This window comes from Lysinibacillus sp. FSL M8-0216, assembly GCF_038595555.1.
Taxonomy (GTDB): domain Bacteria; phylum Bacillota; class Bacilli; order Bacillales_A; family Planococcaceae; genus Lysinibacillus; species Lysinibacillus fusiformis.
This window is the reverse complement of the sequence record NZ_CP152007.1, coordinates 2,440,242-2,451,214: the sequence shown is the minus strand read 5'-3', so window position 1 is coordinate 2,451,214 and position 10,973 is coordinate 2,440,242. Positions and strand designations below refer to the sequence as shown.

Below are 10,973 nucleotides of genomic sequence, written 5' to 3'. Positions count from 1 at the left end.
ATTTATTATTCTGCAAATCTATTTTTTCCATGATAACGATCGTAATGAACGTCGTCTGACACAAGATAGTTGTAAATGTCGTCTACGATTTCAATACCTTCCTTATCATATTCTTTACTTCTTAATACACCGCGTTCACCTGGATAATAAATTTCTCCATAGCCCTCTGCCGCTGGCTGTGTTTTTAATTCATTGAGCATTGTTGTAATTTGTAGCTTGAAAGCATTCAAATCTGTGAAATAAGCAGGGTTAATGACGATATGAATTTGACCTAAATCGCGTCCTTTAGTTAAGTCTTGATACATAGAAGACACATGTATACCATGTGGGACTCCTAGAAGACTACCTGATAAAATATCTACCATCATCATCAAGCCGTATCCTTTTGGACCTGCAATTGGCACGAGTGCATGAACATCTCTTGCATTCGTCGTAGGTGCACCAGTAGCATCCACAGCCCATGTATCTGGGATCGATGCATTTTTACTTCTTGCATCTAAGATTTTGCCCCATGCTTGGACAGTAGTCGCCATATCAAATGTAATGATGCGGTCATCAGCAGACGGTGCACTATAAGCAATTGGGTTTGTCCCAAAATAAGGTTCAGTTCCGCCAAACGGTACGACCATTGGATCTGATTGACACATACTTAGAGCAACCATATCTTGCTCTGCTGCCATTTCAACAAAGTAACCTAATGCACCACTATGTGAGATATTTTTCATACCAACAACGGCAACACCTGATTTTTTAGCCATTTCAATCGCTTTTTCCATCGCTTGTTTTGCTATTTGGTGACCTGGACCATTATCCCCATTAAAGACCGCAGATGCTGGTCCTGTTTGTTCAAATGTATAGTTTGGATTGGTTGTAATACCGCCTTTTGCAATCCGTTCAGAATAGTATTCAACACGTACAGCCCCATGTGAGTGAATACCTCTATAATCAGCGTATGTTAATACGTCTGCAACATCATGTGCCGCTCCTTCATTTAATCCCGCTTTCATAAACTTTTGTTTCATTAGATTAAAAAGTTCTTCTTTAGATACACGCATCTTGTTTACTCCTCATTTAATTAATATTTTGTTTCAGATTCTAAATAATCTAGAATTTTTTTAAGAAATTCTTTTGTAACTAAGATGCCTAATTTATCTTTGTATAGCTATCGGAGATAATATACTCCCTTTTTATAAATCAATATCTCTGTTTGCATCTTTAGAATAAATGTATGAGAATGGTTCATCTAAACCAATTGCATAGGTTGCTTGCGGTACATAAGCGCCCATAAAAATATAATCACCTTTATCAACCGGCATCCATTCGTTGTCTAAGTTGTACATGCCTCGCCCACTTAAAACATAAGCGCCGTGTTCTTGAACGTGTGTTTCAATGTAACCATGTGAAGCACCTGGTTTGAATGAAAGAATATGAATGTTCATGTCATATCCAATTTCTTTTGGTAATAAGTCTTGAATTAATACTTCTTTCATACCTTCATATGCCTCTTGTTCGATGTCGTTCACATTACCTGTAACGACTTCTGGTGTATATCCTTTAAGAGGTTGTCCTTTAAGAGGTTGATAACGTTTTTTATATAAGAATAAGCGGCTATCCTCACCGTTATTATTATTTTCAAAAGTTAACTGTAAGTGTGGAGGCACATATAAATACCCACCTTCTGTTAATTCGTATCGCTTACCATCTGCAAACGCATTGATTTTGCCATAAACGACGTATACAAAAGATTGAATACCATCACCAGCGAAACCAGTTTTGTTTCCACCTTGGTTTTTTACAGTTACTAAGTAATCTACAAATCTTGCACCTAAACGCGGGGATCCTAAGATTGTTACGTCACAATCTTTGAAACCAGGTACAACATTATTAACTAGACCATCCGGTGTAATTACCGCATAATTGTCTTTTTTAATGACTGAACGTGTTTCTAATAAACCTTCTCTGTATCCTTGAACTTGATTTATGTAACCCATAAGTATCTGGCTCCTTTTTCATTATTTTTATTCTTTATAATTTTTATTCTTTATATGCTAGTTCATAAAGTACATCACTTAATACTTCAATACCTTTAACAAGGTCTTCTATCTTAGTCTCTTCACTAATGTTGTGACTAATTCCACCAATAGAAGGTACAAACAACATCGCCGTTGGTACATATTGAGCAAAGATTTGTGAGTCATGTCCTGCACCAGATGGCATCACTTTATATTGATTCCCTACATTGTTCTTTGCTGCTTGTTCTATGATTTGAACGATTTTTTTGTCCATCAATGTTGGTGCCTCATCCATCCATAAATGAATGTCGTAAGTCATGCTATTTGCTTCAGCGACTAATCTAATTTTGTCTTCGATTTCTGCTGCAAAATCATTTAATATTTGCTGATCAATATGACGACAGTCTACTGAGAATGTAATTTCACCAGGAACTACATTTACTGTGTTTGGTACAAGTGTGATATGACCGAACGTTAATACAAGTGGTTCCCCTATTTCTCTAGCACGTTTTGTTAAATCTGAGACAATTTCACTATAGGCAACAACTGTATCGCGACGTAATGACATTGGCGTAGTACCAGCGTGGTTTGCTTCCCCTTTTAAGTTGATCGTGAAGCGTTTTTGACCAACGATGCCATTAACAACACCGATTGTTTTGTTTTCTGTCTCTAACACTTTACCTTGTTCAATATGAATTTCAACAAATGCTTTGATGTCATTACGAACGTCAGTAGTTTTACGATAATCGAAGCCTGATTTACGCATCGCGTCTTCGAACTTAATGCCCTCAGCATCTGCAATTGTGTCAACATCCGATTTTTTAGCTAAGTTAAAGAAGTTTTTGCTACCCCAGAATGTGTAAGGGAACCGACTACCTTCTTCTTCTGCAAGGGATAATACTTCTAATGAGCGTAGTGGTTGGCCATGTTTAGCTTTTAAATATTTCACAGCCGCTAGTGCTGCTAAGATACCGAATTGGCCATCTAGATGACCACCTTCCACTACTGTGTCGATATGTGATCCTGTTAAAATGGTTTCTTCCGGATATTTACTGCCAACAAGACGCCCAGTTAAGTTCCCGATATCGTCAAAGCTTGCTTCTAACCCTTCTTCTTTGAATGCTTTTTCCAGTTCTCGAACTGCATCATTCCATTCTTGAGAATATAAAAGTCGTGTAATTCCACCTTGTTCTAAGCCACCAAAACCTGTGAATTTCTTATCTAACGATTCAAAAGTTGATTGAATATCCATACCTCTTTCACTCCTTCCTTCTTCACATTTATTATAGGTCCTACCCCATAACCATTCATTGACACAATAAACAATAATGGATGGTCTTTTTATGCACTTTAGACAAACAAATTTTGATAAGGAGCAACTATCTTGGAGTAAAAAAGAACGTAGCTATCGATTATGGAAAGGGTTTAAGGAGGCTTGTGAGTAAAGTAAATGATCAATTCTATCTTACTAAAAAACAAAAACCACATAGTAAATCTATGTAAAAACTTAGATTTTCCATGTGGTATAGTCCAGATTAAAATGATTAAAAGATAAACAATAGCCCGAGTGTCATGACACATACAAGTAGGAGCAAACCTAAGCTATATCGTATTGTATTGAAAGATATTTGACTCATTCTCAATTTGATTAACGGCTGCTTCTGCATCAAACCCTTTTAATTTAAAGATTATTAAACTAAGTAGAAATAGAAGTACAGGAAGAAAGGCTATGCCACTCACTATTTCGGTTCCAAGTGGTTTGTATGGTTGATCTCACATTGTTGTCACTTCTTTCTAACATAGCTATTCCTAACAGAGTTTAGTTGTGCAAAGGTGAACTTCTTTGTTCAAGCTACTTTAGCCATGCTATCCTTGTTGTAACCATATTTTATAAACAAAGCATCACGTAGAATATTCTGACCTAGGTCAAGCATATGATTCTTCTTTACTATTTCAAAATAAAGAATTTTATATAATAACCTTCAAAAATAGTATACAATCAGAGTGATAGGTTATCCTTGTAGCGTTTTACATACTTATTTTGGATTTATTTAACAAATATAAAGGGGATGACTCTTATGACAACATTAAAAGAAATCATGTCTGTCCAACAATTTTCTGATTTAACATTATTAAATGATGAGGGAGATTTAGAAAGAGAAGTAGAAATGGTCGATATTACAGAAACGCCTGATATTAAAAATTTCACAGCTCCTCATTCATTTATCGTCACTACTGGTATGTGTTATCAACACGACCAATCCGGATTAAAGGATCTCATTCGAGAATTAAATGATATACAAGTTGCTGGAATAGGCGTTAAATTATCACGCTTTTTAGAAAAAATTGATGATGAAGTAATAGAATATGCAAACAAGTTAAAATTCCCCATTATTAGAATCCCTGATAGTTGGAATCTCGGATCCATTACGCACCATATATCATCCTATATCTTGGATGAAGAAACTGAAAAGTTATATTTTGCATTAGATATCCAACAAGAGTTAAATACAATGCTTATGAGAGGTTTGAGCTTGGAAATGATGATTGAACGAATGAGCAGACTCCTTAGAGTCCCTGTGATGCTATTAAATCCTTTTCATCAAATTAAATCGATGAGCCATCACTTCCAAGAACACGCAGAGCAAATTCAGAAAAATCTTAGTTACTTCAAAAGATGTGTTAATTCCAAGCAAATCTCACCTAATAATAAAGCATCTTTCCAAGAAGAACATATTATATTTGAAGTTCCAGCATTTAAATATTTTCCGTATTATTTGATGGTTTCAAATGTTAATACGCTCACTTATCCATTTAGTTTGCTTGCCATAGAACAAGCCGTGAATACACTCAGTCTCGCCATTTATAAAAATAGTAAAATCAAAGAAGCAGAACAACAAGATGTAAACCGATTTTTCGAAACATTGATGTCTGAACATCCAGATAATCTTATTTCAGTCAAACAGCACCCTGAGTTTTTAAAAAAGCACCTTATTCAACCATCCAATTTCTATCAAGTGATCGTTTGTGCGATTGATCAAGAAAGGGATATGGAAAATAATATCTATTTGAATGAGCGCTATCAAATGACTTTTGAATGGCTAACACATAAGTTTACTGACATTGATCCTTCTATCAGTGTTTATAGATCTCCAGGTAATCATCGATTTACGATTCTATTACAAACTAAACATCAATATTATTTAGATTACTGCAAATATATCCAAAAAGAGTATCAAAAACTTTTTAATAGCACAATGTCATTCGGTATTGGTAATGAAGTTACTGAATTCTCACAGTTACCACTCTCTTATTTTGAAGCGAATGAAGCTTTTGATCATAAGTCAGAAAGTGGTAAAGTTGAATTTATCGAACTCTATAAATCTAAAAGTGTAGAAGAATTGTTACAACTCATTCCAGCAAATAAATTAAAACCGTTTATCACGTATACACTAGGTTCATTAGCCTATCCAAAAACGACGAAAGAAAAAGAACTAAAATATACATTGAAAATCTATTTGGCGAATCATTGTGATCTGACAAAGACTTCTGAAGATATATTTATTCATCGGAATACGGTAAAATATCGTATAAAAAAATGTGAAGAGATTTTAGGTCAGTCTATCGAATCACCTGATATTTCATTGGATCTACGATTAGCATTATTTGCGTCAGAGAAAGTAAATTTTTAAACTTAAAAATCCCGCTAAAAAGCTGTTATGAATGCTTTTTAGCGGGATTCTTTTTGCCTATTTTACCGGAACACTTGCTTCCCCACCTCAATTATGAGTATGCAAATGTAGTAGCTCCTACTCACAGAATTAGCTTCTTCATGGGAAGACCTCTCTGCCTTTGGGCAGTAAAAACAAAACTACCTATCAGCGGAAGATGTACTAAACCTCCATCGATAGGTAGCTTTACTTTATTCATTAGTTAGGGGATTGATTGCTTTCTTCTCTTTCACCATCACGACAAGGAAGAATAAAATCGCTGCTGCTGCAAGAAGTATTGCTGCAATATAGAATGCTAATACTTTCGAACCTGTGATATCACCAATATAACCTGTAAGAGTTGGCGCAATAACTGATGAAGTCATTCCAAAGAAGTTAAAGATACCTAGTGCTTTGGCCATGCTGTTGGAAGGTACTGAATCTGTTACATAGGTAATTAAAACTGGATCAATGGCAAGTTTACCTAATAAACCATATAAAACTAATGCTGCATAAAGGACAGATGGGTTAGGTGCAAATACAGTTAAACTAATTGTTACGGCTGCGCCAATTAACAAGAAGATAATTAATTTCTGTCGCATATGTGCATTTTTGTCAATATACTTAGAAAATATCAATGCACCAGGTACTGCTGTGACTGCAACTAGAGCAGCTACATATCCTACTGAACCTTGTTCAAATCCTTTTTCTGCAACAAGGAATGATGGTAACCATGTCACAATCATGTAATAACCATAACATGTTGCAAAATAGACGAAATAAATAACTATTTTTTTGAGCGAGAATAATTCTACGCCTTGAGATACTGTGGCTTGTGTTGTTTGCTTATCTTCAGATGTTTCATTTGTAGCTGTTTTTTTGTCTTGTTTAACAAATAACGCAAATACAAATATTACAGCTACTATGAAGACTGCTATAATATAAAGCATGTTATTCCATTGGATTTCAAGGCCACCTACTAATACAGATGAGCCTACTAGACCAATAACCATCCCTAATGCCGAACCGCTGTTGATGATCGCATTAGAAAAGCTTTTCTTATCTTTTGGCATATATTTAGCTGATAAAGAGAAAGCCGCACCATAGTATGAGCCTGTCGAAAGACCTGCCATTAAAGCGCCTACATAAACTTGAGTGATTGTCGTGCTTGATCCAATGACGAATGCTGCTAATGCAAAAATGATAAACGCAGGGATTAATACTCGTTTTTGTCCAAATTTATCAACGAGTATTCCTGATGGAATTTGCATACCAGTATAGGCAAAGAAATAAATAGAGGCAATAAGTCCTACTTGAGTATCGCTAATATTACCAAGCGATTCTTGAATTTGTGGATATATTGGTGTAAGTATTGTACGATAAATCCAAATAGCTACCCAACCTAAACACAGTGCAAAAATGATTTTTTTGTAATAATTCGGGTCATTCTTAACTGTTTGTCCCATAATATGACACTCCCATTTTTCTTTTTTTTACTTATGTAGTGCTTAATTTAATTTTAGGTTATGAGTACGTAAATAACATTGTTCACTTTTAACAAAAACAGAACCAGCATTGCACATTTTAGACAAAATCCTATGTTTGAATTGTTTATAAAAGTATGACTTATGGCATTCTCATTTGCCGATCCCTACTCAGTGTTTTTGTACCTTTGCAAACTCTCCTCACAGTAAAGAAGGCTCAAATAAACAAAAATAAGCCCGACTACCCTATAGGTAATCGGACTGATCGCAATCTACGTGCAAACACCTTTGCTCAAACCCTAAATTGTAAAATAAAATTTTACTCAGGTGTGACAATTCTTTGTGATCGCACGAAAGATTCCTCCGTAGTAGATAATGCATCTACAAGGAGGAATCTTTTTTACTATGAAAACTAGTTAATCAACAGACGTGATCGTTAACTTAATGATGTTTATGCGCAATAAAGCCGATTGGTGTCGGACCTGCAATCCCTAACATGACGAAATCTCTACTAGAATTATTAGTCATTCCGTGCTTTTCACCCGCACGTGAAACTACAACATCACCAGCTTTAATTTGAACCATTTCACCACATTCTGGATAATAGTCTGCTGTCCCTTCAACAACAACCCAAATATCATCAGCTTTCTCGTGTGAGTGAAGTGGCAAAGTTTGACCTGGGTGCATACACCATATAGCTCCAACAGTATTTGGTGTTTCATAAAAAATATGTTTTGTCGCTTTATCTTCTCTAAACTGTTGAATATCAGGCCAATGGAAAATACGATTTTTTAAATCTTCTCTTGCTAATTGTTTTAATGTCATTGTATTTTCTCCTTGTTTCGAATTTCAAACTATACCCACGTTATTTACCGTTTATCAGAAAATGATTATCTGCGAATAATATTTTGAGGTTTTCCCTCTATGAATGCCATTGTGTTATCAAATGCAATTTTAGCCCGTAATTCCATTGCCTCATTCGTTAGGAAGCCTACATGAGGTGTTAAAATCGCATTTTTGGCTTGTAATAGTTTATAGTCTCCAGGAATAGGCGGTTCCATATCAAATACGTCAATACCCGCTCCTGCAATTCGCCCTTCATTTAATGCATCTGCTAATGCATCATTATCAACAATTGGGCCTCGTGCACAGTTGATTAAAATAGCTGATTCCTTCATTAATTCTAATTTTTCTTTAGAGATTAATCCTTTTGTGCTTGAAAGTAATGGTATATGTAATGACACAATATCAGATTGTGCTAATAACTCATCTAATTCCATGTATTCGATACCCAAAACTTCTGCTGCCGGATTTCTTCTAGATTGGTCTGAAGCTACTATTTTTGCGCCAAATGCTTTAAACAAACGAGCAGTCATCATACCAATCTTACCTGTACCAATCAAACCAACTGTCTTACCTTTAATTTCACTACCTTGGAATGCTCCTGGGAAATTATCGGCATGGATTTCTTTATCACCCTGAGTGATATGACGATACACATCTAACACTAAACCAATTGTTAATTCAGCAACTGCTTGATTCGCATATCCAGCTGCATTACATACCATAACATCTTGGTTTCTCGCTTGTCCGATACCTACATGATCTACACCTGTAAAGGCTACATTTATTAATTTTAAATTGGCATTTTGATCAATTACTTCTGTAGGATAAGGATTATTAGCAATCATAATTACATCTGCACCTTCACTACGTCTTGCTAATTCTGCACGATCCGTTGTTTTCTCGTTGTAATAAACAAATTCATGACCAGCCTGTTTGATCGGCTCCGCTAATTTTTCAATGATCGAATCTGAGACATTTAATGGTTCTAATAATTTGACTAACATTTCAATCAATTCCTTCCTATTGTTTTTGAATACGTCTGTTGATTAACTAGTTTCCATAGATTTATAGAAGAGAGATACATTTCTTCAAACTGTTATTTCACAGTAAGAAGAGGAAAATTTTTTTTGAACATTTTGCACAAAAAAAGCAGATACTTTCGTTTTCAATCACTTCCTTTTTTATTTTTTATTATGTTAATTGCTTAATTTCATTGTAGGATAGGAGCCTTTAAATAACATTGTTCACTTTAAACAAAAACAGAATCGACATTACATGTTTTTGACTAAAGCTACTATTTAAAATAACTAGAAATACGCTTTATCTAAATTAGGATTACTTTCCCTTTCTGCTCTCTGCACAAAAAATCAGCCCTGGTAATCCTAAGATTATCGGACTGATTCGATCTATATATAGATGCTAAAGTTGCGATGAAATCAATATAACTCTCTTTAACTTTGCCTTTCAAATGAATAAGTTAATATGTAGCCTTGATCAAACCTATTAAGTTTGAATAGTTATTATCTATTGCAAATTCTTCACCTAAGATGGCACATTTGCCGCTGGGCAATAATCTTACTAAGAATACTTTTGTTGATAGCCTTAAGCAAGCTAAATTGACCATAATTTCATGCCCTCCTATTTTTATAACGATGATTCATTATTACATCTCAACTTTTTATATTTTTCTAGCAAGAGATATTAATTATCGAATGCATCCACATTTAGCATAAATATAATTAATAGCTCTTATATCCCTTAATATCCAATTAATTCATATATTTTTAGTAAAATTGACCATAATTATTGCAGATACATTACACAATTAAAAATAACATGTCAGAATCATAGGAAAGTGTTAATCAGTAATATTATTGAAAAATAACTCCTAACCGTTTCGTGATATTCTTACTTTAGTTCAAAAGCGATGGCTTTTTGAAAGGGGTAAGGATTAATTGAAGAAAAAAATATTACTACCGATTTTTGCATCTTTTATGTTCTTTACAGGAATAGGTATTCACGATGCGCAAGCAGCTACATATACAGATATAACAAATACAGCAAAAGCATATATTGGGGCTCCTTATAAATATGGAGGTACAGATATTAAGACAGGTGTTGATTGTTCTGCCTATACACAATTAGTATTTTCTAAGTTAGGTATTTCATTAGAACGGACATCAAATGCTCAATATCAACAAGGTACTTCTATTGCTAAAGACAATTTAAAGACTGGCGATCTCGTATTTTTTAATACTTCGGGAAGCGGTGTTTCACACGTTGGCATTTACATAGGTGACAGCAATTTTATTTCGGCTACTACAAGTTCAGGGGTTAAAATTGATAAAATCAATGACCCCTATTATTGGGGATCTCGTTACGTGGGGGCAAAACGTGTTGCGAGCTTCTCTGATTATGGAGAGGTAAAAGATGCTGAAATAGACTTTACTATTTATTCATCACGTGGAGAAGTCGCTCTTAAATTAGCTAAGAAGCTACAATTAGATACTAGTCATACAAATTCAAGTTTTCCTGATGTAAAGCCAGGTTCTAAATATGCAGGTGCTGCTGAAGCCCTTAAAAAAATCGGTGTATTTACTGGTGATGAAAACGGGAAATTCAATCCAGGTTCACCTATTACACGCGGTCAATTATCAAAAGTGTTAGTAGAAGCATTCAACTTAAAACAACAGGGCGCAACAGAAAACTTTGTAGATGTTCCAGGATCACATTGGGCTAACAGCTATGTATCCATTCTTGCATCCAATAAAATTACGGTAGGTAAAGGTGATAATTTATTTGGTGTGAACGATAATGTGACAATCGAACATTTAGATGCATTTATCCAACGATTAACTCAATAACATGAAATGGCGTTTCACATAGATGAAACGCCATTTTTTTAAATTTCAAGCTCCCCT

General features: G+C 34.8%; 8 protein-coding genes. 2 read left to right on the top strand and 6 right to left on the bottom strand.

Annotation, left to right across the window (positions count from 1 at the left end):
* Positions 1 to 5: 5 nt before the first annotated feature.
* The 3 genes from allD to allC form a co-directional block, all read right to left on the bottom strand.
* Positions 6 to 1,055, bottom strand: coding sequence for an ureidoglycolate dehydrogenase (gene allD, locus MKX57_RS11990; protein ID WP_008177548.1), 1,050 nt, complete (start codon positions 1,053 to 1,055; stop codon positions 6 to 8).
* 132 nt (positions 1,056 to 1,187) lie between these two features.
* Positions 1,188 to 1,991 carry a (S)-ureidoglycine aminohydrolase gene (gene allE / locus MKX57_RS11985; RefSeq protein ID WP_008177550.1) on the bottom strand — a complete coding sequence of 268 codons (804 nt, stop codon included), beginning with the start codon at positions 1,989 to 1,991 and terminating at the stop codon, positions 1,188 to 1,190.
* A gap of 43 nt (positions 1,992 to 2,034) precedes the next feature.
* On the bottom strand, positions 2,035 to 3,264 hold the full coding sequence (gene allC / locus MKX57_RS11980) for an allantoate deiminase (RefSeq protein ID WP_342550299.1): 1,230 nt from the start codon (positions 3,262 to 3,264) through the stop codon (positions 2,035 to 2,037).
* Between the two features lie 826 nt (positions 3,265 to 4,090).
* On the opposite strand from allC, the gene MKX57_RS11975 reads away from it, so the two are divergent.
* Positions 4,091 to 5,704 carry a PucR family transcriptional regulator gene (locus tag MKX57_RS11975; RefSeq protein ID WP_008177556.1) on the top strand — a complete coding sequence of 538 codons (1,614 nt, stop codon included), beginning with the start codon at positions 4,091 to 4,093 and terminating at the stop codon, positions 5,702 to 5,704.
* Between the two features lie 230 nt (positions 5,705 to 5,934).
* Here MKX57_RS11975 and MKX57_RS11970 read toward each other — a convergent pair whose 3' ends face one another.
* The 3 genes from MKX57_RS11970 to MKX57_RS11960 form a co-directional block, all read right to left on the bottom strand.
* Entirely contained in the window at positions 5,935 to 7,188 is a 1,254-nt protein-coding gene (locus MKX57_RS11970; RefSeq protein ID WP_008177559.1) for an MFS transporter, read from the bottom strand.
* Positions 7,189 to 7,647: 459 nt separating this feature from the next.
* The gene (locus MKX57_RS11965) at positions 7,648 to 8,031 is read right to left on the bottom strand and encodes a cupin domain-containing protein (RefSeq protein WP_008177563.1); all 384 of its coding nucleotides are present in this window, start codon (positions 8,029 to 8,031) and stop codon (positions 7,648 to 7,650) included.
* 65 nt (positions 8,032 to 8,096) lie between these two features.
* Positions 8,097 to 9,056, bottom strand: a complete 960-nt coding sequence (locus tag MKX57_RS11960) for a 2-hydroxyacid dehydrogenase (RefSeq protein WP_090001488.1) — start codon at positions 9,054 to 9,056, stop codon at positions 8,097 to 8,099.
* 951 nt (positions 9,057 to 10,007) lie between these two features.
* On the opposite strand from MKX57_RS11960, the gene MKX57_RS11955 reads away from it, so the two are divergent.
* Entirely contained in the window at positions 10,008 to 10,916 is a 909-nt protein-coding gene (locus tag MKX57_RS11955) for a C40 family peptidase (RefSeq protein WP_090001490.1), read from the top strand.
* Positions 10,917 to 10,973: the final 57 nt, after the last annotated feature.